This window comes from Pseudomonas turukhanskensis, from assembly GCF_027922365.1.
GTDB lineage: Bacteria > Pseudomonadota > Gammaproteobacteria > Pseudomonadales > Pseudomonadaceae > Aquipseudomonas > Aquipseudomonas turukhanskensis.
Genome location: NZ_BSFN01000014.1, coordinates 1 through 21,500, shown reverse-complemented (window position 1 = coordinate 21,500; position 21,500 = coordinate 1). Strand labels below are relative to the sequence as shown.

The following is a 21,500-nucleotide window of genomic DNA, read 5'->3' as shown; positions in this document are numbered from 1 at the left end:
GAATAGGTACAGCGGGCATTCTAGTGGGTGATACGGAAAATAACCGCGCGGATTTAATCGCAGGCCCCGCCAGGCAAGAAACCACGCGCCTTGCTGCACAGGTTATCGCTAGAATGTGCCACTGCCCTTTCCAGAGCCTGTCTGCATGGTCTCACCGACGCTGCGCACCATTGGTTTTATCATCGGTATTTTCCTGATCACCCTGGCCATCAGCATGGTGGTGCCGGTGGTGACCCTGCTGATTTTCAACCGCGCGGCGGAGATCAATACCTTTCTCTGGTCCAGCCTGATCACCTTTCTGGCGGGCCTGGCGCTGGTGTTGCCGGGCAAGCCCGAGCATGTGCACCTGCGCCCTCGCGACATGTACATGCTCACCGTGAGCAGCTGGATTGCCGTGTGCATCTTCGCCGCCTTGCCCTTTCTGCTCACCCAGCACATCAGCTACACCGACTCGTTTTTTGAAAGCATGTCCGGCATTACCGCCACCGGCTCCACGGTGCTCAGCGGGCTGGACAGCATTTCGCCAGGCATTCTGATCTGGCGCTCGCTGCTGCACTGGCTTGGCGGTATCGGCTTTATCGGCATGGCGGTGGCGATTTTGCCGCTGCTGCGCATTGGTGGCATGCGGTTGTTCCAGACCGAGTCTTCCGACCGTTCGGAAAAGGTAATGCCGCGCTCCCATATGGTGGCCAAGTACATCGCCCTGGCGTACACCGGCATCACCCTGCTCGGCACGGTGGCGTTGTGGTTGGCCGGCATGAGTTGGTTCGATGCCATCAATCATGCGATGTCGGCCATTTCCACGGGTGGGTTTTCCACCTCGGACCAATCCCTGGCGCACTGGCCGCAACCGGCGGTGCATTGGGTGGCGGTGGTGCTCATGATTCTGGGTAGCCTGCCGTTTGCCCTGTATGTCGCCACGTTGCGGGGTAACCGCAAGGCATTGATCCGCGATGAACAGGTGCGCGGCTTTATCGGCCTGCTGCTCGCCACCTGGCTGGTGATGACGCTCTGGTATTGGGCGACCACCGACCTGCCCTGGTACGACGCCCTGCGCCATGTGGCCGTGAACGTCACCTCGGTGATGACCACCACAGGCTTTGCCCTGGGCGACTACAGCCTGTGGGGCAACTTCTCGCTGATGATCTTCTTCTACCTGGGCTTTATCGGCGGCTGCTCGGGGTCGACGGCGGGCGGCATCAAGATCTTCCGCTTCCAGGTGGCGTATATCCTGCTGCGCGCCAACCTGCACCAGCTTATTCACCCGCGTGCGGTGATCAAACAGAACTACAACGGCCACCGCCTCGACGAAGACGTGGTGCGCTCGATTCTGACCTTCTCGTTTTTCTTCGGCATCACCATCTGCGGCATCGCCCTGGGCTTGTCGCTGATGGGGTTGGACTGGATTACCGCGCTGACGGGCGCAGCCAGCACCGTGTCCGGCGTGGGCCCGGGGCTGGGGGAAGTGATCGGCCCGGCGGGTAACTTTGCCAGTCTGCCGGATGGCGCGAAGTGGCTGCTGTCATTTGGCATGCTGTTGGGCCGGCTGGAAATCATCACCGTGCTGGTGTTGATGGTGCCGGCGTTTTGGCGGCATTGACGGCGAATCGCGCCGGGCCTTCACCGTCGCCCCCGCATAGACGGGGTCCAGAATAGGCCAGCTAACATCGCACGTCACACCACACTGGGAGCCCGCCTTCGCGGGGACAACGGCGGTTCGCAGGTAGATCGCGACAGTATTCCCCCTACATCTGCGCGCGGTACTCACCCGGCGTGCTGTCGAACCAGCGGCGGAAAGCGCGGAAAAAGTTGCTGGGGTCGGCAAAGCCCAGCAGGTAGGCAATTTCCAACAACGTCAAATCGGGCTGGGCGAGGTATTGCACCGCCAGCTCGCGGCGAGTGTCGTCCAGCAATTGCTGAAAACTGGTGCCCTCCTCCTGCAAACGCCGCTGCAAGGTGCGCTGCGACAAGTGCAAGGCCTGGGCCACGGTGTCGCGCTTGGGTTCACCCTGGGGCAGCAAACGGCACAACAGTTGGCGGGCCTGATGGGTCATGCGGCTTTCGGAGAAACGCGCCAGGTATTCGCCGGCGAAGCGGTCGTGCAACTGTGCCAATGCCGGGTTGGCGCTGGGAATCGGCGCGTCGAGGTCGGCGCGTTCGAACACCAGCGCGTAGTGCTCGGCGTTGAATTGCAGCGGGGCCTGGAACACTTGCTGGTACGGCGCCAGGTCAGCCGGCGGCTCGCCTTGAAAACACACCTTTAGCGGGCGCAGCTCTTTGCCGGTAATCCAGCGGCAGAACGCCAGGGTGTAGGCCAGCGACGCCTCGGCGCTCTGGCGCGCCGGAATCAGGCGGTCGCCGTGGATGGCCAGGGTGAGCGCGTAGCCTTCGGGCAACGGGCGGAAGTTGAGGTCGGCGCCCTCGGCAATAATTCGCTGAAACCGTACCAGTCGGGTGAAGCCTTCTTTGAGGCTGCGGCTGGACATGCACGCATAGCCCACCACATGAAACGAGGCCGGGCGCACCACCTTGGCCAGGTTCAGGCCGATGGCCGGGTTACCCGACAACTGCACGGCACGCCCCCAGAGGCGGGTCATGCCATCCTGGGAAAAACGCGCGTCGGGGTCGGTCAAGGCCTCGTAGTCCAGGCCCAGTTCGGCAAAGAGCTGACGGCAATCGACGCCACCCATTTCCAGGCCATTGACGATGGCCAGGACCCAACTCGAAGAAGTCGTACGTTCGCTCATGCAGGAATTCTTGTTCTAGGTTCTTGTGGCAAGAATGGGTTGCCGCGCCAACGCGCAACGTGCGCAAAGATAACAAAGTGGCGCTGATTGTCACTGGCCCACGAAGACACTCGGCCTACACTTTGTTTCACCGTGCCCTACCTACAACCTACAAAAACAGGAGGTGTGCCATGAGCACGCAAGCCGCCGAACGTTTCACCAGCTTTGCGCAGTTCTACCCCTACTACCTGCAAGAGCACAGCAACCCCGTTTGCCGTCGCCTGCACTACGTAGGCAGCCTGTTGGTGCTGAGCATTCTCGGCTACGCCCTGTTCACGCAGCAGTGGTTGTGGCTGCTGGCGATGCCGCTGGCCGGCTATGGCTTTGCCTGGGTCGGGCATTTCATCTTCGAGAAGAATCGACCTGCCACATTCGATTACCCACTTTGGAGCCTCGCCGGCGACTGGGTGATGCTCAAAGACGCCTTCACCGGCCGAATTCCGTTCTAAACGCGCCGCCTCTTCGGCCAGGCGGCGTCAAAGACAGATTCGCAATGCTCATTGGCTGCAGCCAACTGCGCTTGCTCACCTCTTTTGCCTTGCCTGGCCTTCGCTGCGGCACGTTAAGAAGGGAATTAGTTTTCTATCCAAACAACAATAAAAACGCGGAGAACCCTGATGAATGCACACGCCCGTTTTACCCATATGAAAGACGGCACCGCCGAAGACTGGGCCATCATCGCCCAGGACTTTATGGCCTTCGCCAAGCAGTTGCCGGACCGCGTGATGACCCACCTCAAGCTGCTGGACGGCGATTTTGGTGGTTTTCCGGTCGACCGCCTCACCCACTCTCTGCAAACCGCCACCCGCGCCCACCGCGACGGCCGTGACGAGGAATATGTGGTGTGCGCACTGCTGCACGACATCGGTGACACCCTGGGCACCTTCAACCACCCGGATATCGCGGCGGCGATGCTCAAGCCCTTTGTCAGCGAAGAGAACCTGTGGATGGTGGAAAAGCACGGCATCTTCCAGGGCTACTACTTCTTCCACCACTTGGGCATGGACCGACTGCTGCGCGAGCAATTCAAGGACCACCCGCAATACCTGCCGACCATCGAGTTCTGCGCCAAGTACGATGCCGCCGCCTTCGACCCCGAATACGAGCACCTGCCGCTGGAGTTTTTCGAACCCATGCTGCGCCGGGTTTTTGCCCAGCCGAAAAACTCCGTTTACAAGGCTGCGACCGAACACGCCAAGTAATGGCATAAAGCCACCTGAAAGCCGCCGGAGCCCCTGGTTCCGGCCTTTCAGCGGGCGCTATTGGCGCTGAAACTTTTGCTGGTTATGATCCCCCACCAATCTAAAGCATGGCCTCTGTTTTGCAGAGAGCGAAGGCGTCCTACAGAGACGTCAGAAAATCAGCAGGGATCGTGTCAACGCTATGAAGTCAGCCAGTATCGAGCGCCCCATTGACTTACCGTCTTTGCCTCTTCGCGAGTACTACTCGCGGGTATTGGCCTACATTGCCATGGCCGCCAGCATTGCGGCCGGCACGTTTACCAACTACTTCGGCTACAACATCCTGTGGATGGTGCCCTACGCCCTGCTCTATCCCCATCTGGCGCACCACCTGAGCCAACGCTTCAAACACGACCACCCGCGGCAAACCAATCTGGTTCTTTTATTCATCGATGCGCTGCATAGCGGTGCGGCAGTAACCCTGCTGGGTTTCTCGGCGGTGCCGAGCCTGATGATCGTGCTGACCCTGGTGTTCAGCGCGCTGATCATCGGCGGCCTGCGCTACCTGGGCCTGGCGCTGCTGATAACCGTCAGCGCCATGGTGTTGACCAGCGTATTGGTGCAACCGGAGCTGAAAACCACCACGCCGACCCTGGTATCGGTAATCAGCGTGCTGTTCAGTACCTTGTATATCTGCATCACCGCTTACTTTGTGCACCAACAGGGCCTGCGGCTGGACGTCGCCCGTGGCGAAATCAAACGTGAGCAGGAAAAAGCCGCCCGCCTGGCGCGCAATTTGGCCAAATACCTGTCGCCACAGGTGTGGGAGTCGATTTTCAGCGGCAAGAAAGCCGTGCGCCTGGAAACCCAACGCAAAAAGCTGACGGTGTTCTTTTCCGACATCAAAGGCTTCACCGAGCTGTCCGAAGAGCTGGAAGCCGAAGCCCTGACCGACCTGCTCAACACCTACCTCAACGAAATGTCGAAAATCACCCTCAAGTACGGGGGCACCATCGACAAATTTATCGGTGACTGCGTGATGGTGTTCTTTGGCGACCCGTCCAGCCAGGGCGCCAAAAAAGACGCGGTGAATGCCGTGTCCATGGCCATTGCCATGCGCAAACACATGAAAGTGCTACGCCAGCAATGGCGCGCCCAGGGCATTACCAAGCCGCTTGAAATCCGCATGGGCTTGAACACCGGCTACTGCACCGTGGGCAACTTCGGCGCCGATACGCGCATGGACTACACCATCATCGGCCGCGACGTAAACCTGGCCAGCCGCCTGGAAAGTGCCGCCGAGTCGGGTGAAATTCTGATTTCCCACGAAACCTATTCGCTGGTCAAAGACGTGATCATGTGCCGCGACAAGGGTCAGATCACCGTCAAAGGCTTTACCCGCCCGGTGCAGATTTATCAGGTGGTGGATTTCCGCCGCGACCTGGGCGCGGCTTCCAGCTATGTCGAGCATGAACTGCCGGGGTTCTCCATGTACCTGGATACCAACGGCATTCAGAACTACGACAAGGAGCGGGTGATTCAGGCGCTGAACCTGGCGGCGGAGAAGTTGCGCGACAAGGTGATTGTTTAACAACCGCGCCCACTCTACCGGCATCCCCGCGCAGGTCCCTCACCCTCCAGCACTACGACCAGAGGGGATCCAGAATTTCCGCTGTGACGACTATTCTGGATTCCCGCCTGCGCGGGAATGACGGTGTTGGAATGTGGTTCAAGCGGTAGCTTCCACAACCTTCTCAGCGCCCACCTCAACCAACTCGCCATCCAACAACGGCTGCTGCACCAGAAACTCCAGCGCCGACGCCCGCCACGACAATTTCTGCGCCGCCTGCTCACACCGCTGCCGGTCCAGGCTCAAAGCCGCCAGACAAGCGCTGCGCAAATCCTCGTCCATCACCCCGCTAACACCCTGCTCCAGCACATCCAGCGGCCCCGGCACCGGGAACGCTGCCACCGGCGTACCGCTGGCCAAGGCTTCAAGCATCACCAGCCCATAGGTGTCGGTACGCGACGGAAATACCAATACGCTGGCTTCGCTATAAGCCTTGGCCAGTGCCGAGCCATGCTGGTAACCAAGAAAGCTGACCTGCGGATAACGCGTCTGCAGCTCCGCCCGCTGCGGGCCGTCGCCGATAACCTGTTTTTCTCCAGGAAGATCCAGGCGCAGAAAGGCCTCCAGATTTTTCTCCGGCGCCACCCGCCCCACGTAAAGGAACACCAGGCGCCTGGGCACCTCAACCGTGGCCTGGAAACGCCCCAGGTCCACGCCTTTGCGCCACAGCTGTAGCCGTTGCAAGCCCCAGCCCTGAAACTCGGCACGCAAGCGTGCGGTGGTGACCAACACGGCCTGGCTGGGTTGGTGAAAACGACGCAGGTAGGCGTACCCCCACGCCAGCGGAATCCGCGGCCAGCGGGTGTGTACGTATTCGGGAAAACGGGTATGAATGGCGCTGGAGAATGCCAGCCCGCGCTTTTTCAGCCAGCGCCGCGCGGTCCAGCCCAACGGCCCTTCAGTGGCCAGGTGCACGCAGTCCGGACGGAAGTTACGAATCGCTGCGCCCACATTCCACACATCCCACACCAGCGGAATTTCCGGGTAGGTCGGGCACGGCACATGGCGAAAGTCGGCAGGCGACAGCAGCTTGACCAGATGCCCCAGGCCACGCAGCTCGGCAATCAACGCTTGCAAGCTGGTGACCACGCCGTTTACCTGCGGCGACCAGGCATCAGTGACGATCAATATCCTCATACAACGGTTTCGCGCGCCGTGGCGCTGGCTGCCTCGCTGGCCATCGCCACGCCGACGGCAGCACCCGCCACGGCCGCCGCTGCCCGTTCCAGCTCGGCGATCTGCGCTTGTCGCGCCTGGTCATCGGCCAGACGATACAGCTCGATGCTGCCGTCCAGGTGTTCGATCAGCGCCGTGCAGCTTTCTACCCAATCGCCGCAGTTCATATATTCAACCTCGCCCATCTGACGAATTTCGGCATGGTGGATATGGCCGCAGATCACGCCGTTGAAGCCGCGCTTATTGCACTCATGGGCAATGGCTTCTTCGAAATCGCTGATAAAGTTCACCGCCGTTTTGACCTTGTGCTTGAGGTACGCCGACAGCGACCAGTAGCCGTAGCCATACTTGCGCCGCCAGTGATTGAGCCAGCGGTTGAGGGTGAGCGTAAATTCGTAGGCCGAATCGCCGAGAAAGGCCAGCCAGCGGTGGTAGCGGGTGATCACGTCGAACTGATCGCCGTGCACCACCAGCAGGCGACGCCCGTCAGCGGTGATGTGCTCGGCTTCATCCACCAGTTGGATATTGCCCAGAATCAGCTTGGAGTAACGACGCAGAAACTCGTCGTGGTTGCCGGTGACGTACACCACTTCGGTGCCGCGCTTGCTCATGGTGAGCAGACGGCGAATCACGTTGGTGTGGGCTTGAGGCCAGAAGATGCCGCTGCGCAGGCGCCAGCCGTCGATGATATCCCCTACCAGATACACCTTGTCCGCCTGGTAGCGCTTGAGAAATTGCGCCAGGTGTTCGGCCTGGCAATCCTTGGTACCCAAGTGCACATCGGAAATCCACAGGGTGCGGACACGTTGCTTGCGGCTGGGTTTTGCGAGCTGAGCACTGCTCATGGGGCGGCCTCCGGCAGGGTTTATCGGAGAGTGAGGCCCGGCGGTGACCTGCGTATTACAGGCGCAAGGCAAACTGATGACAACCCTTTCCTGCGACCTTTGCACAGGTAAACTGCGCCTCTCTGCCGAGGAGTTTTCCATGCACTCGATACTGTCCCTGCGTCATTACAGCGATGAGCTGATCGCCCATAGCCACGAGCACGCGCAAATCGTCTTCGGCTTGAACGGGCGCTTGGAATTCGAGGTGGAGGGCTATGGCAGCTTGTTGCGCGGCCAGCAATTGCTAGTGATCCCCGGCGGTTCGCACCACGCCTGCGAAAGCCGTGAGGGTAGCGACTGCATGGTGTTCGACGTGCCCGACAGCGCCTGGCTGCACAGCCGCCTCGGCAGCCACGCTGCCACCAGCCAACGCCTGCTCGACAGCCCACAAACCCTGACCCTCGGCACCTCGCAACAGCAGTTGCTGAGCTGGCTGGTGCAGAGCCCGATTCACGACCCGGTGATTGCCCAGCAAGGTGCCGCGCTGTTATTGGCGAGCATCGCCAGCGCGCCTGTACCGCTGGCCGAGCGCGGCGAACTGCCGTTGGCCAGCCTCGATAGCTATATCGACCGGCATGCCGCCCACCCGCTGCAAGTGGCTGACCTCGCACGCGTGAGCGGTCTGTCGGCGGCACGTTTTCACGCACGTTTTCTGCAGCAAACCGGGCAAACGCCCATGGACTACGTGCGCCAGCGGCGCCTGCAACACGGCCTGCAACTGCTACGCGATACCCAACTGGCCGTGGGCGAAATTGCCCAGCGAGTGGGCTACACCTCTCAGAGCGCCTTTACCGCCGCCCTCGCCCGCCACCACGGCACCACACCCCGGCAACTGCGCCGCCAGCAATAGGCTGACGACAATAACCGCGAGCCTGGCGACAGACAGTGCGAGCGGCGCTCCCTACACTGCGGCGATCGTTCAGCAATCGGGAGTGGGCAATGGCGACCATCGAGTGGCAAGACTTCGAGCGCGTGGAACTGCGTGTTGGCACGGTGCTCAATGCCGAGCCCAACGTCAAAGCGCGCAAGCCCGCCTACGTGCTGCAAATCGACCTTGGGCCGTTGGGCCTGAAAACTTCCAGTGCGCAGATTACCGACCACTACAGCGCTGCCAGCCTAATCGGCAAGCAGGTGCTGTGCGTGTGCAATTTCGCGCCGAAGTCCATTGCCGGCGTACGTTCCGAGGTGCTGGTAACCGGCGCGTATGACGCGGAAAATCGGGTAGTCTTGGCCACCTTCGAACAGCCTTTGCCTAACGGCGCACGCCTGGCGTAAACACCGCTCCTGCACAAAAGCACTACAGCACACCGACAAGGACCAGCATGAACCACCGCTCCGCCCTTACCGCTTTGCATTGCGGCGCCCTGATGTTCGGTTTCACCGGGGTGCTGGGCAAACTCGCCACCACCACGCCGAGCATGATTGTGTTTGGCCGCGCGCTGTTTGCCGTGCTGGCATTGGCGGCGTTTGCCGGGCTGATTGCGCGCATTCCGTGGCAACGCCTGCGAGCCAATGACTGGGGCCGCCTGACGCTGGGTGGCGTGTTACTGGCCGGGCACTGGGTGAGCTTTTTTATCTCGGTGAAGGTCGCCGGTGTGGCCATCGCCACCTTGGGCTTTACCAGTTTTCCGGCGCTAACGGTGATTCTCGAAGGGCTGATTTTCCGCGAGCGTATTCGCCGCAACGAAATCGTGCTGGTGTGCCTGGTGAGCATCGGCCTGGTGCTGGTCACCCCCGAGTTCAATCTGGCCAGCGGCGCCACCACGGGGCTGCTCTGGGGTGTGCTCTCGGGCTTGCTGTTTGCGCTGCTGTCGCTGGTCAACCGCGCCGGCTCCGGCAAGGTCGGGCCGGTGCAGTCGGCGCTGTGTCAGAACCTGGTGGTCGCCCTGTGCCTGCTGCCGTTTGCGGCGCCGGAACTTGCCAGCGTGTCGGCCATGAACTGGCTGTGGATCGCGCTGCTCGGCGTGTTCTGCACCGGCGTGGCACATAGCTTGTTTGTGGCCAGCCTGGATGTGCTCAAGGCGCGCACCGCCGCCGTGGTATTCGCGCTTGAGCCGGTGTACGGCATCACCTTCGCCTGGCTGATTTTCTCGGAGACCCCGACCGTACGGATGATGGCCGGCGGCGCCCTGATTATCTTCGCCATCTTTCTCTCGGCGCGCATGGGCGATGGCAAAGCCGTGGAGCCGGTGGACGCCCAGGCCGCACGGCCTTGAGCTAAGCAAATGTACCAAGGGGTTTACACAGGTTTTACCCAGGCCTGACACCCACGCCGCACCGGCACTTCGATAATGGACACCGGCCGCAAAGCGCCGCCAGACCTATCGGAGTCCCCACATGACCGCTTCACTGCCCCGCTCGGGCATCGCCCTGTTATTAGCCCTGATTACGCTGCCGGCGTTGGCCGGCCCTGGTGGCGGTCCGGGTGGCCCCGGCGGCCCAGGCCCTGGCTGGGGCGGCCCCGGGCCCGGCCACGGCCATGGCCTGCCGGATGCGGCGCGTGAACTGTGGATTGGCAGCGCGCTGTACTTCCTCGCAGCCGGCTCCTACTACATGTGGAACGCCGATCGTAAGGAATACGTCGTGGTGCAAGCACCGCAAACCGTGGCGACGGTTCCACCAACCAGCTACGACGTCATCGCCTACCCGGCCCGCGGCCAGACCGCCGACCAGCAGGCCCGCGATCGCTATGAATGCCACAGCTGGGCTGTCAGCCAGAGCGGCTTCGACCCCGCCAGCGCCACCGTGGCGCCTGCGCAAAGCGCTGCCGACTACTACCGCCGCGCGCTGGGCGCCTGCCTGAACGGGCGCGGTTACAGCATCAACTGATCAGTCTGCCGCTGGCGCGGCCCGGTCGTTATGGCCCAGGTCGCGCTGCGGGTCGATCACATCGCGCACGCGCTGCTTCAACACCTTGGCCTCGGGAAAACCACCGTCGGCCTTGCGCTCCCAGATCTGCACACCGTTGCAGGTAATCACAAACACGCCACCGGTGCCCGGTTGCAGGCTGACCTTGCCCAGGTCATCGCTGAACGTGGACAGCAACTCCTGCGCCAGCCAGGCAGCGCGTAGCAGCCATTGGCATTGGGTGCAGTAGGTGATGGTGACTTCGGGTTTTGGGGTCATGACGTGCCTTGGAAGAGGGTGTTCGGCACAACATTCTGGATCCCCGTCTGAGCGGGGATGACGGGAGCTAACTCCATTGCCCTCACGCAGGCGAGACTCAGAATGCCGCGGCGAGCGGTGTTCGAAAAACCAAACGCTTAAGCGATCTTTGCCAAGAGCTTAGAGGCTTCGCGTTTCTGCTCCTCATCACCCTCATTGATCAACTCATTGAGGATGTCGCAGGCGCTTTCCAGGTGACCCTGTTCGATAAACGCCAGCGCCTGGTTGAACTTGGCCAGGTTGTCGCGTCGCGCTTCCAGATGGTCCAGGTCACCCAACGAAGCGCCCTCTTCCACCAGCGGTTGGCTTAGGTAGGCGTCATCATCCAGCCCTTCGCCAAACCAGCCTTCGTCGTGGGTTTCTTCCACCACCATGGCAGTGTTCGAGAACGGGCTGAGCACGTCTACGGCCTGGCCAAGGTCGGCGGCCGGCTCGCCGTCGTTGCTGGCTTTGTTCGCCGCCTCGGCTTTGTTGCGGGCGCTGGCGGAAAACGGGCTGATCACGTCCCAGTCGGGGTCCAGGGAGAAGTCGTCGAGATTGAACTGATCGTCCTCGGGCGGCGCTGCGCTGGCCAGCGGCTGCACATCGTCCAGTTCCAGCACCACGTCGTCGAGCACATCGAACTGCGCCGTCTCGGTTTGCGGGCGGGTAAGCAGGTCGGGGTGGCGGGCCTTGAGCTGGGCAATGGGCGCGTCGGCATAACCGGCGTCGAGCAGAATTTCTTCCTCCTGCTGAAAGCCGCGGGCATCCCCCAACTGCGCCAATACTTCCAGCAGGCGGAAGCGAATATCGCTGCGCTGCGGTTCAGCGTCCAGGGCACGGCGCAAGCTGGCGGCGGCTTCACTGAAACGGCCGTAAGCGATATAGATATTGGCGCCTTCGAGGGTGTCGCTGGGAGTGCTCGGGCGCGGTTCGGCAATAGCGGCGGCTACCCTCGGCGCAGCCGCAACGGGGGCAACCTCGGCGGCCGGAGTGACCATGTCGTCCAGCTCAAACTCATCGTCATCATCGGCCGTCGGTACAGGGGTTACCACGACCACCGGCGAGGGCTGAGGCTCCTGGCGGCTGCGGCGCCAGAACAGTAAGCCAAGCAAGGCCAGCACGAGCAAACCGCCCAGGCCCCAGGCCACGCCGAGCCAAGTATTGGTTTCGGCCGGTGCCGGAGTGGGCGCAACAACGGCAGGCGGCAGTTTGCGAGCGTCGGTATCGGCAGCAGGGGCAACGGGCGGCTGGGCGTTGAGCTTAGCTTTAAGCTCAGCCAGCTCCCGGTCCTTGGCCGCAGATTGCTCCATCAACTGCTGCACCTGAACCTGCAAGTCAGCCAGGGATTGTTGCAGCTTGGTGTTTTCGTCCGCGTGTTGAGCCAGCTCGCTGTCCAAACGGCGCTGCATCTGCACGATCATCTCGGCCTGCGGGTCCAGCGGGGTGCTTGGCAATGGGACCGGCTGCGCGTCATCCACCACGCTCAAGGTGGGCGGCGGCTCGGCCGCATCGGTTGGTGTGGCGGCAACAGGCGCGGCATCGGGCAGCAACAGATTGGCGCCCACTTGCAGGCGGCTCATGTCATTGCCGCCAAAGGCTTGCGGATTGAGGGCGTGGATATCGTCCATCAGCTGTTGCTGCGAAGCGTTGCTGCCCTGAGCGCGCAGGCGCGTGGCGATGGTCCACAGGCTGTCGCCGCTGGCCACGACATAACGCTTGCCAAGCTTGGCTGGTGGCACTTCGCGGGGTTTGGCCGGTGCTGCCGGCGCACTGGCGCGCGGCTTGCTCGAAGCCGCCGCAGAAGCTGCCGGTGTAGCGGCAACGCTGTTGTAAGCCGAGGAATTTGGCGGGTCGAGCAGCAAGGTGTATTCGCGGTACAGCTGGCCATTGGGCCGGGCCAACTCGACGATGAAGTTCAGGTAAGGCTCGCGTACCGGTTTGCTCGATACCACGCGAATCACGCTTTTGCCGCCACGCAACATGGGGGTGAAGCGCAAGTCGTTGAGAAAGATGATGCGGTCTACGCCCGAGCGCGCGTACATGGCATCGGAGGCCAGACGCACTTTCATGTCGGCGGCGGTGAGGTCGCCTACTTCCAGCAACTCGATGTCAGCCACCAACGGTTGGTTGAGTGCCGAATGCAAGGTGATGTCGCCCAGGCCCAGGGCAGACACCAACCCAGAATACAAAGCCGAGCCCGAGGCCAACCCCAGCAATAAATGTCGAACCTGAACCATCGGCGCCTCCCGGTAACTACCGCTCCATGTTCACACCACCGCGCAAGTATTCACGCACTTCCAGTTTTGTGGTGCTAACAAAAGGTTTAGCAAAAGACTGAATGGGGGAGAAACATCCGTGTAGGCCCCAGCCTAAGAGTATGGTCACGTTTCGCAATTTGTGACGTAGTTAACCCGGCATTTGGCCATGATACGCAAAAGAAAGGAAAAACAGTCAAATAAATGGCAAAGAAAAGATGCACTTAGGGAATTTGAGACGAAGGTGTCAAAAAGCTTACAAAGCACACTGGGCGGGTGGGGACGACACTCTTGGTCTGCCCCACTACTTGCGGGAGTTAACGCTTTTCCAGATTAGCGAGAATGCGCGCATGTACTAATTGGCACTGGCGTATTTCGTCTTCATCAATACCATCAAACAACTCCAGGCGAAGTTGGCTGGAAATCGCTTCAATCTGTTCAATCAATGGCCGGGCCGAGTCATTCAGGCAAATCTTCTTGGCGCGACGATCTTCAGCCACCGCCTGGCGGCTGACCAACCCCTGGGTTTCCAGGCTGTCGAGCAAGCGCGCCAGGGTGGGCCCTTCTACGCCGACGCTCTGCGCCAGCTCGCGTTGGGTGGGTAATTCATCATGAAAACGCGCTAGGTGCAGCAGCACCAGCCAACGCGCCTGCGACAAGCCCAAGCCTGCGAGACGGCGGTCCAGTTCGGCGCGCCAGGAGCGCGACAGCTGGGCCAATTGCATACCAAAACGGTGTTGATCGGTGTGGGGCATAGAAGGGCTCGGCATCACAGCTAAAACTAATAATTAGCCAGCTAACCATAACCGAAACCAAAGTGGAAGACGTTGAGTTGTAAGACTTAGTACGTTCGTAGCAAGGAAAGTACCCACATCACCACTTGACGTACTGGTCCTCGACAAACCCCCATAAGCCATCAATTACGAGGGCTGGACGGCCATTGGGTCGCAACTCGCCTCGGAACTGTCCGAAAATCTGCTTGAAGTTACTGGCGATAAACCCGAGGTTCAACCGCTCCTTATGCAGGCCGCGGGCTTCGAAATGCAGATCGACCTGACCGTCGAACGACTGGATGCGCCACGCCGCCATTTCGTTATTGCGGTCGTAACTGAAGCGCACCGTGTCCACCTTGATAAGCTCGCCGTCGAGCCAAAAACAGTTCTCGGTAAAGCTGGTTTCATTTACCCCGCACGACAGATTGAGCCCCACCCGCTGCCCGCCTGCCTGGCCCGACAAACAGGCCCAGTTCCAGAAGGTTTCCGGGCGCATATAGCCGGCTGACCAGTCGTGGTGGGCAAAGGCATCGATGGCAGCGAGGTCGAAACGACCCAGCGCACTCTGCACACTGCCTTGGCAACGCACGCCCGCGACCTTCTGTGCATACACCCAACCATCGGTAGCCGTGGGCGTGTTCAGGCACATCGGCTGGAATGCCGGTTCCAGCTCATTGAAGGCAGCCTCGATGCGGGTGCCGTCGTCGAGCTCGACCGATAGGCGTTTTTCGCTGCCGTGGTTTTCCAGACGCAGCAGGTTCTTGCCGCTGCGCAACTCGCAAACGCCGGAATTGGGATGTTGGGAAAACCGCGTACCGATGCCCAGCGGCAGCTTGAACTGACGCTCGATCATGCGGCCGCTGGCCGGGTGAAACAGGTACACAAAACCGATACCGGCCAGGCTCAGGTTGGCCAGGGCGCAGCCGCCGATCAACTGGTCGCTGATCAGGCCGAAATATTGGAATTGGTGAAAGCGCCGCCATTTGGCCAAGGCGCCGCGCGGACGGCCCATGGGCGAGCGGAAGTCGAAATCGCGGTAGTTAACCTCACCAACCGCCTGAAGAAAAATGCCGAAATGCGGTTGGCCATTGGCCTGAATCAGACGGTCCATCGAATGCGCAGCTCCCCCGGAAATAGCCGAGGATGCTAGCACTGGGTATAACAGACCGGAGTGACGATGAGCGCCAGGGCAGGCGACAAAATCGGCCAGCCCGGCAACCACCGGGCTGATGAGAAACCGGCGAGCGCTTAGCGTCTGCGCCGTTGCGCGGCCATTCGGCGTTGCTGTTCTTCGGTGGGAATAGGGATGGGTTGCAGACGGGTAGTGCCCAACAGAACGGACAGTTTCCAGGCCAAAGTACGTAGCCACATTTTCATCGTTTGTTCCTCTCTAAACAGCGAGTGGGCGGTCGCCTCTTTATATGCGGCCGTCATCCTCGGAACTCAAGCGCTCTAGCCCAAAACAGTCACGCTGGCATACCACGAAGGCCATGCTTCCTAGGACTTACCCGACCTTATGATCAGATTACGCCTATTGAAAGCGATTGTGCTTTGATCTGTGGCAACCGCATGTTTCGCGTACAGCCCGGTGAAACATTTGGCTGTACGCTGAGAGTGGCACCAACCCAAGCGCCGCGCCACTTTCGCGCAGGGCTTAACGAGCGAAATTTGTGGGTTAGCCGATGTACGGTATGTCCTACATACTCGATAGACTCGCCTGATTGCCTTTGCCCACCAGGACTCTTATGAGCGCCACCGACACCAGCGCGCCCGCGCTCAAGGAAATCTTCAACCGCGAACGCCTGCGTCATATCGCCGAACAGACCCAGGCCGTGTATCCGGCATTCCCCGGCAAACGCTTTGTGGCCCTGGCCAGTGAGGGGCTGGATGCGCTGTCGGTGATGCAGCGAATGGCGCGTGTTAGCGAAAGCCTACACGCTACCTTGCCCGCCGACTTTCCCGCCGCCCTGGCCATTCTCCAAGACCTGGCCCCGCGACTGAACAGCGGCTTTGTCTGCCTGTGCCTGCCCCACTTTGTCGCCAGTTATGGCCGCGACCATTTCGACCTCTCGATGCAAGCACTGAAATACTTCACCTGCTTCGGCTCGTCGGAATTCGCCATTCGCCATTTCCTGCTGGCCGACCTGGAGCGCACCCTGCCCTACCTACACGCGTGGGCCAACGACGACCACGAGCACATTCGCCGCCTCGCCAGCGAAGGGCCGCGGCCACGGTTGCCGTGGTCATTTCGCCTGGCGCGCCTGCAAGCCGATCCGCTGCTGGCCTGGCCGATTCTGGAAACCCTCAAGGCCGACTCCAGCCTGTACGTACGCAAGTCGGTGGCCAACCACCTCAACGACATCAGCAAAGACCACCCCGACCTGCTGCTGAGCCAATTGGGAAACTGGTCGCCGGCGGACCCGCGCACAGCCTGGATAATCCGCCACGCCCTGCGCAGCCTGATCAAGCAGGGCAACCGCCGCGCCCTGGCCTTGCTCGGTGCGGGCGAGCCGGCGCAAGTGGCGTTGACAGCACTTGCCGTTACGCCCGAGCAGCTCCAGCTGGGCCAGACCATGACCTTGTCGTTCACCCTCAAATCCACCAGCGCAGCAGCGCAGCGGTTAGTGGTGGACTACGCCATCGACTACGTAAAAGCCTCGGGCAAGAGCGCCAGCAAGGTGTTCAAGCTGAAAACCCTCGACTTGGCGCCTGGTGCCGTGGTGGTGGTGAGCCGCAGCCAGCAGATCCGCGAACTGACCACCCGCAAGCACTACTACGGTCACCACGCAGTCCATGTGCTGGTCAATGGAGAGCGGCTGGGTAGCACGGGATTTGATCTGATCCCGTAACCCAAGCCCCGTCAGACCTTCAGCAAGCGATCCCGCAACTTGGAAATTTCGTCGCGCATTTGTGCTGCCGCTTCGAACTCCAGGTCGCGGGCCAGTTGGTACATCTTCTCTTCGAGCTGGCGGATGCGCTTGTTGATTTCGCTCGGCGAGCGCAGTTCGTTTTCGTAGCGCGCGTTTTCTTCGGCGACCTTGGCCATGCCTTTGCGCTTGTTGCTGCGTGAGCCCGGTACCACGGCGCCTTCGAGAATGTCCTGCACATCTTTCTTCACGCCTTTTGGCGTAATGCCGTTGGCCAGGTTGAAGGCGATCTGTTTGTCGCGGCGGCGCTCGGTTTCGCCGATGGCGCGCTCCATGGAACCGGTGATGCGGTCGGCGTACAGAATGGCGCGACCGTTGAGGTTGCGCGCGGCGCGGCCGATGGTCTGGATCAGCGAGCGCTCGGAGCGCAGGAAGCCTTCCTTGTCGGCGTCGAGAATTGCCACCAGCGACACCTCGGGCATGTCCAACCCCTCACGCAGCAAGTTGATGCCCACCAGCACGTCGAAGGCGCCGATGCGCAGGTCGCGGATAATCTCCACCCGCTCCACGGTGTCGATGTCCGAGTGCAGATAGCGCACGCGCACGCCATGGTCGGCCAGGTAGTCGGTGAGGTCTTCGGCCATGCGTTTGGTCAGTGTGGTCACCAGCACGCGTTCCTCAATGGCCACGCGTTTCTTGATTTCCGAAAGCAGGTCGTCGACCTGGGTAAGGGCCGGGCGCACTTCAATTTGCGGGTCGACCAGGCCCGTCGGTCGCACCACTTGCTCGATCACCCGTCCTGCATGCTCAGCCTCGTATTGGCCTGGGGTGGCGGACACAAAGATGGTCTGCGGGCTGATGGACTCCCACTCGTCAAAGCGCATGGGTCGGTTATCCAGCGCAGACGGCAGACGGAAGCCGTATTCCACCAGGGTTTCCTTGCGTGAGCGGTCGCCTTTGTACATGGCGCCTACCTGCGGCACGCTGACGTGAGACTCGTCGATCACCAGCAAGGCATTGGCCGGCAGGTAGTCAAACAGCGTCGGCGGCGCTTCGCCTGAAGCGCGGCCAGACAGGTAGCGGGAGTAGTTTTCGATACCGTTGCAGTAACCCAGCTCCACGATCATTTCGATGTCGAAACGAGTGCGTTGCTCCAGGCGTTGCGCCTCCACCAATTTGTTGTTGGCGCGCAGGTAATCCAGGCGCTCCTTGAGCTCGACCTTGATGTGCTCCACGGCATCCAGCAGGTTTTCCCGCGGCGTTACGTAGTGGCTTTTCGGATAAAGCGTGTAGCGCGGCAACTTGCGCAGCACTTCACCGGTGAGTGGGTCGAACGAGGCAATGTTTTCGATTTCCTCATCAAAGAGCTCGACGCGAATGGCTTCAAGGTCCGATTCCGCCGGAAAGATATCAATGACATCGCCGCGCACCCGGAAGGTGGCGCGGGCGAAGTCGATGTCGTTGCGGGTGTATTGCAGATCGGCCAGACGGCGCAGCAGCTCGCGCTGGTCCATGCGGTCGCCACGGTCCAGGTGCAACACCATTTTCAGGTACGACTGCGGGTCGCCCAGGCCGTAGATGCACGACACGGTGGTGACGATGATCGCGTCCGCGCGCTCAAGCAGCGCCTTGGTGGCGGACAGGCGCATCTGCTCGATGTGGTCGTTGATCGAGGCGTCTTTCTCGATAAAGGTATCCGAGGACGGCACATAGGCCTCGGGCTGGTAGTAGTCGTAGTAGGAAACGAAATACTCCACCGAGTTATTCGGAAAGAAGCTTTTGAACTCGCCATACAACTGCGCGGCCAGGGTTTTGTTCGGCGCCAGCACCAGCGTCGGGCGCTGCACCTGGGCGATGACGTTGGCGATGCTGAAGGTTTTGCCAGAGCCGGTTACGCCCAGCAGGGTTTGATGGGACAGCCCGGCTTCCAGGCCCTCCACCATTTGTCGAATGGCCTCTGGCTGATCGCCAGCGGGCTGGAAACGGGTCACTAATTGAAACTGCGACATTACTTACCTCGACAAAAGGCTGTGACGCAGCGAAAAACCCTACGTCAAACCTGGCGAAATGCGTGCAGACGTTATCGCCCCACGCAACCTTGGTCGCTATACTAGCGGCCCACTTGCGCAACCCCTAGCACCTGCGTTGCAAGGCGGTTGTTTTGGTTTACCACCCTCTTCTTCGAGCTCCCGCATCATGAGTTTGTTCTCTGCCGTCGAAATGGCTCCGCGTGACCCTATCCTTGGTCTCAATGAAGCATTCAACGCCGACACCCGCACCACCAAGGTAAACCTTGGCGTGGGTGTCTACTGCAACGAAGAAGGCCGCATTCCTTTGCTGCGTGCCGTCGCTCAAGCCGAACAAGCCCGCATTGCGGCACACGCACCGCGCGGCTACTTGCCGATCGAGGGCATCGCTGCCTACGACCAGGCCGTGCAAAAACTGATTTTCGGTGCTGATTCGGCCCTGCTGGCCGAAGGCCGTGTGGTCACCACCCAGGCGCTGGGCGGTACCGGCGCGCTGAAAATCGGTGCTGACTTCATCAAGCGTCTGCTGCCAGACGCCGTGGTCGCCATCAGCGACCCAAGCTGGGAAAACCACCGCGCGCTGTTCGAATCCGCCGGTTTCCCGGTGCAGAACTACCGCTACTACGACGCCAGCACCCACGGTGTAAACCGCGCCGGCCTGCTGGAAGACCTCAAAGCCCTGCCGGCCCGCTCGGTCGTCGTGCTGCACGCCTGCTGCCACAACCCGACTGGCGTGGACCTGGGCACCGACGATTGGCTGAACATTCTTGAAGTGCTGAAAGAGCGCGACCATGTGCCCTTCCTCGACATCGCCTACCAAGGCTTTGGCGACGGCATTGAAGAAGACGCCGCAGCCGTTCGCCTGTTCGCTAAATCGGGGCTGACCTTCTTCGTTTCAAGCTCGTTCTCGAAATCCTTCTCGCTGTATGGCGAGCGCGTGGGTGCGCTGTCCATCGTCACCGAGTCGAAAGAAGAAGCGGCCAAGGTGCTGTCGCAGGTCAAACGCGTAATCCGCACCAACTACTCCAACCCGCCAACCCACGGCGCCACCGTGGTCGCCTCCGTGCTCAACAGCCCGGAGCTGCGTGCACTGTGGGAAGAAGAACTCGGCGAAATGCGCGTGCGCATTCGCGATATGCGTACCGCCATGGTCGAGCAACTGGCGGCCCTGGGCGCAAAGCGCGACTTCAGCTTCGTAGCTCAGCAACGCGGCATGTTCTCCTACTCGGGCCTGACCGCCGAGCAGGTTGAGCGCCTGAAGAACGAGTTCGGCATTTACGCCGTCAGCACCGGCCGCATTTGTGTCGCCGCGCTGAACACCCGCAACCTCGGCGCCGTGACTCACGCTATCGCCAACGTGCTCTGATTCATTGACTGAAAAAAACCAAAAGGGGACGCCAGCTCACGCTTGACTTCCCCTTTTGAATCAGTAGGATACGCCCCGTTGTCGCAAGACAGCTGTTCCGCGATAGCTCAGTTGGTAGAGCAAGTGACTGTTAATCACTGGGTCCCTGGTTCGAGTCCAGGTCGTGGAGCCAACTTCAAAGCCTCAGTTTCGACTGGGGCTTTTTTATTCCCGTCGGACTCTCTCCGGGACGTCGTCCCAGGTTATTCGGCCTGCGGCCTCACCCTTCGGGTAGCGCTAAAGCGCATTCAGCTTCGCTGTCGAGTCCAGGTCGTGAAGCCAACTTCAAAAGCCTCGGTTTCGACCGGGGCTTTTTAATGCCTACGTGTTTTTGGCAGCCCCTTATAAAAACAACATCTACGTTTATGATGAGCGCCCGATTTCCTTTCAGGTGCCCATCATGCCCCTCGCGCAACTGATTACCCCCGCCGAACTCGCCAGCCGCCCGGCAGACACCACGCGCCTGGTGCTCGACTGCCGCTTTGCCCTCGACGACCTGGCGTACGGCCAGCGCAGTTACAACGAGGGGCATATTCCCGGCGCCGTGTTTGCCGACCTTGAGCAGCACTTGTCCGGCACCATCGTCAAAGGCCGCACCGGCCGCCATCCGCTGCCCAACCCGCAGACGCTCGTCGAGCAACTGCGCGCCTGGGGCCTGAACAACGACGGCGAAGTGATTCTCTACGACGACGGCCCCGGCGCCTTCGCCGCCCACGTCTGGTGGCTGCTGGTCTGGCTGGGCAAGCGCGACAATGTCTACCTGCTTGATGGCGGCCTGAAGGCCTGGAAAGAAGCCGGCCTGCCGCTGGATCACGTGGTACCGGAGCGAACCGCCGGCGACTTTGTGGGCGTTGCTGATAACAGCTTGGTGTTCAGTGCCGAGCAGCTCGAAATGCTGCTAGGCGACCCGGAGCTCACCTTGATAGATGCCCGCGCCCTGCCGCGTTTCAAAGGCGAGGTCGAACCTATTGACCCGGTGGCCGGCCATATCCCCGGCGCACAGTGCGCGGTATTCACCGATAACCTCGGCAGCGATGGGCGCTTTCTGCCCGCCGAGCAATTGCATGCCCGTTTCGCCGGCTTGCTGGGCGAACGCTCTGTAGACGGCCTGGTAGCTTACTGCGGCTCCGGCGTCACCGCCTGCCACAACCTGTTCGCCCTGAGCCTCGCCGGGTACCCGTTGGCCCCTTTGTACGCCGGCTCATGGAGCGAATGGATCATCGACCCGAGCCGCCCCGTCGCCACTGGCCTTTGACGTCGTAGGGTGTGTTACGTGTTCAGCCGGGGGACATAGGTAACGGGTGTCGGGAGACATAGGTAACGCATTTAGGCTTAAGGGCTTCATCGAATCGGGAGATCGAGTGATGCC

19 protein-coding genes, 1 tRNA gene and 1 pseudogene are annotated in these 21,500 nt (G+C 61.0%); 12 read left to right on the top strand and 9 right to left on the bottom strand.

What is annotated here, in order from left to right:
- Nucleotides 1-145: 145 nt before the first annotated feature.
- Nucleotides 146-1,600 carry a TrkH family potassium uptake protein gene (locus PKE98_RS19480; protein WP_271196985.1) on the top strand — a complete coding sequence of 485 codons (1,455 nt, stop codon included), beginning with the start codon at nt 146-148 and terminating at the stop codon, nt 1,598-1,600.
- A 145-nt stretch (nt 1,601-1,745) separates the two neighbouring features.
- Here the strand turns inward: PKE98_RS19480 and PKE98_RS19475 are convergent, their stop codons facing one another.
- Nucleotides 1,746-2,747, bottom strand: a complete 1,002-nt coding sequence (locus PKE98_RS19475; RefSeq protein ID WP_271196984.1) for an AraC family transcriptional regulator — start codon at nt 2,745-2,747, stop codon at nt 1,746-1,748.
- Between the two features lie 170 nt (nt 2,748-2,917).
- Here PKE98_RS19475 and PKE98_RS19470 point away from each other — a divergent pair, with 170 nt between their 5' ends.
- The 3 genes from PKE98_RS19470 (at nt 2,918) to PKE98_RS19460 (ending at nt 5,558) form a co-directional block, all read left to right on the top strand.
- On the top strand, nt 2,918-3,235 hold the full coding sequence (locus PKE98_RS19470; protein ID WP_271196983.1) for an Mpo1-like protein: 318 nt from the start codon (nt 2,918-2,920) through the stop codon (nt 3,233-3,235).
- A 168-nt stretch (nt 3,236-3,403) separates the two neighbouring features.
- The gene (locus PKE98_RS19465) at nt 3,404-3,988 is read left to right on the top strand and encodes an HD domain-containing protein (RefSeq protein ID WP_271196982.1); all 585 of its coding nucleotides are present in this window, start codon (nt 3,404-3,406) and stop codon (nt 3,986-3,988) included.
- A gap of 181 nt (nt 3,989-4,169) precedes the next feature.
- The gene (locus PKE98_RS19460; protein ID WP_271196981.1) at nt 4,170-5,558 is read left to right on the top strand and encodes an adenylate/guanylate cyclase domain-containing protein; all 1,389 of its coding nucleotides are present in this window, start codon (nt 4,170-4,172) and stop codon (nt 5,556-5,558) included.
- A 138-nt stretch (nt 5,559-5,696) separates the two neighbouring features.
- Here PKE98_RS19460 and PKE98_RS19455 read toward each other — a convergent pair whose 3' ends face one another.
- Both PKE98_RS19455 and PKE98_RS19450 read right to left on the bottom strand, forming a co-directional pair.
- Nucleotides 5,697-6,734 carry a glycosyltransferase family 4 protein gene (locus PKE98_RS19455; protein ID WP_271196980.1) on the bottom strand — a complete coding sequence of 346 codons (1,038 nt, stop codon included), beginning with the start codon at nt 6,732-6,734 and terminating at the stop codon, nt 5,697-5,699.
- A gap of 77 nt (nt 6,735-6,811) precedes the next feature.
- Nucleotides 6,812-7,618 (bottom strand): annotated as a pseudogene (locus PKE98_RS19450) (UDP-2,3-diacylglucosamine diphosphatase); the annotation flags it as partial.
- A gap of 139 nt (nt 7,619-7,757) precedes the next feature.
- Between PKE98_RS19450 and PKE98_RS19445 the strand changes: the two are divergent.
- From PKE98_RS19445 to PKE98_RS19430, 4 genes are all read left to right on the top strand, one after another.
- Complete coding sequence (locus PKE98_RS19445) at nt 7,758-8,507, top strand: helix-turn-helix transcriptional regulator (RefSeq protein ID WP_271196979.1); 750 nt, start codon at nt 7,758-7,760, stop codon at nt 8,505-8,507.
- A gap of 89 nt (nt 8,508-8,596) precedes the next feature.
- A complete protein-coding gene (locus tag PKE98_RS19440) occupies nt 8,597-8,932 on the top strand; it encodes a tRNA-binding protein (protein WP_271196978.1) in 336 nt (111 codons plus the stop codon).
- 47 nt (nt 8,933-8,979) lie between these two features.
- Entirely contained in the window at nt 8,980-9,873 is an 894-nt protein-coding gene (locus PKE98_RS19435; RefSeq protein ID WP_271196977.1) for a DMT family transporter, read from the top strand.
- A 121-nt stretch (nt 9,874-9,994) separates the two neighbouring features.
- A complete protein-coding gene (locus tag PKE98_RS19430; protein WP_271196976.1) occupies nt 9,995-10,486 on the top strand; it encodes a hypothetical protein in 492 nt (163 codons plus the stop codon).
- Here PKE98_RS19430 and PKE98_RS19425 read toward each other — a convergent pair whose 3' ends face one another.
- The 5 genes from PKE98_RS19425 to PKE98_RS19405 all read right to left on the bottom strand — a co-directional run bounded on the left by PKE98_RS19425 (nt 10,487) and on the right by PKE98_RS19405 (nt 15,209).
- Entirely contained in the window at nt 10,487-10,783 is a 297-nt protein-coding gene (locus PKE98_RS19425; protein ID WP_271196975.1) for an Rdx family protein, read from the bottom strand.
- 137 nt (nt 10,784-10,920) lie between these two features.
- Nucleotides 10,921-13,041 (bottom strand): FimV/HubP family polar landmark protein, encoded by a 2,121-nt coding sequence (locus PKE98_RS19420; protein WP_271196974.1) that lies wholly within the window; start codon nt 13,039-13,041, stop codon nt 10,921-10,923.
- A gap of 335 nt (nt 13,042-13,376) precedes the next feature.
- Nucleotides 13,377-13,814: a transcriptional regulator SlyA gene (gene slyA, locus PKE98_RS19415; RefSeq protein WP_271196973.1), complete on the bottom strand. Its 438-nt coding sequence runs from the start codon at nt 13,812-13,814 to the stop codon at nt 13,377-13,379.
- Between the two features lie 118 nt (nt 13,815-13,932).
- On the bottom strand, nt 13,933-14,943 hold the full coding sequence (locus PKE98_RS19410; RefSeq protein WP_271196972.1) for a DUF2804 domain-containing protein: 1,011 nt from the start codon (nt 14,941-14,943) through the stop codon (nt 13,933-13,935).
- Nucleotides 14,944-15,080: 137 nt separating this feature from the next.
- Nucleotides 15,081-15,209 carry a PA1414 family protein gene (locus PKE98_RS19405; RefSeq protein ID WP_271196971.1) on the bottom strand — a complete coding sequence of 43 codons (129 nt, stop codon included), beginning with the start codon at nt 15,207-15,209 and terminating at the stop codon, nt 15,081-15,083.
- A gap of 368 nt (nt 15,210-15,577) precedes the next feature.
- On the opposite strand from PKE98_RS19405, the gene PKE98_RS19400 reads away from it, so the two are divergent.
- A complete protein-coding gene (locus tag PKE98_RS19400) occupies nt 15,578-16,681 on the top strand; it encodes a DNA alkylation repair protein (RefSeq protein WP_271196970.1) in 1,104 nt (367 codons plus the stop codon).
- A gap of 11 nt (nt 16,682-16,692) precedes the next feature.
- On the opposite strand, the gene uvrB is transcribed toward PKE98_RS19400, so the two are convergent.
- Nucleotides 16,693-18,708: an excinuclease ABC subunit UvrB gene (gene uvrB / locus PKE98_RS19395; protein WP_271196969.1), complete on the bottom strand. Its 2,016-nt coding sequence runs from the start codon at nt 18,706-18,708 to the stop codon at nt 16,693-16,695.
- A 187-nt stretch (nt 18,709-18,895) separates the two neighbouring features.
- Here uvrB and PKE98_RS19390 point away from each other — a divergent pair, with 187 nt between their 5' ends.
- The 3 genes from PKE98_RS19390 (at nt 18,896) to PKE98_RS19380 (ending at nt 21,386) form a co-directional block, all read left to right on the top strand.
- On the top strand, nt 18,896-20,092 hold the full coding sequence (locus tag PKE98_RS19390; protein ID WP_271196968.1) for an amino acid aminotransferase: 1,197 nt from the start codon (nt 18,896-18,898) through the stop codon (nt 20,090-20,092).
- A gap of 96 nt (nt 20,093-20,188) precedes the next feature.
- A tRNA-Asn gene (locus tag PKE98_RS19385) sits at nt 20,189-20,264 on the top strand.
- Between the two features lie 267 nt (nt 20,265-20,531).
- The gene (locus tag PKE98_RS19380) at nt 20,532-21,386 is read left to right on the top strand and encodes a sulfurtransferase (RefSeq protein ID WP_271196967.1); all 855 of its coding nucleotides are present in this window, start codon (nt 20,532-20,534) and stop codon (nt 21,384-21,386) included.
- Nucleotides 21,387-21,500 lie beyond the last annotated feature (114 nt).